Below are 668 nucleotides of genomic sequence, written 5' to 3' on the forward strand. Positions count from 1 at the left end.
CAGGCTCAGCCCGGCGAGGCCACCGCCGACAATCAGGACGTCAGTGTTCGGGTGGTGTGTCATCAACCCAATTAGACCGCATTGTGGTTTTCAGTCATACCCTGCGGTAAAGCGATGACTCGTTCGCGGCTCCGATTACCGGACGGATCTCGGTGGAGATAGTTATTCATTACGTGCGAGTGATTGTATTCCGAAGTGAGCGGTGGTTAGCGCCACTACCGAGAGGTAAACGACGAGCAGAGTAAGTTGGCGAAGTGAGACAGAGGGGAGAGATATACTACTCTGGATCGACGTGTTCCGTGAAATCATGGGTCAATACGCACACGTGACCGTAACCGATCTATCGCGTGTCTTCACCGCTTAGCGTGCTGCGTTTCCAGAGGGCCATAGAACCATTCTGCTCCGTTCTATCTGTCGGGGAGAACGATACGGGCGCGACGAGAGTTGAGTCCCGTGATTATCCCGCTGTAATCGGCTTGAATTTGCGTGACGCTCAGTGTTGTATAATCCGCCATCGGTGGTCTGCCTTCTCGCGCTCCGAAGCGCGGTCGTAGTGCTTGTCGAGAACGTCCTCGCTCGCGTTGGGCTGGTCCGAAACGACGCCCCGAGGGACGCCGTCGTTCCGATACTTCGTCACCCGCGCCTTACGGGCGTCGTGGGGCGACCGA

General features: G+C 56.9%; 1 pseudogene. It reads right to left on the reverse strand.

What is annotated here, in order from left to right:
- Positions 1–493: 493 nt before the first annotated feature.
- Positions 494–668: pseudogene (locus tag EXE44_RS22095) on the reverse strand (site-specific integrase); the annotation flags it as partial.

The organism is Halorubrum sp. SS7 (assembly GCF_005435055.1).
GTDB classification, from domain to species: Archaea; Halobacteriota; Halobacteria; order Halobacteriales; family Haloferacaceae; genus Halorubrum; species Halorubrum salinarum.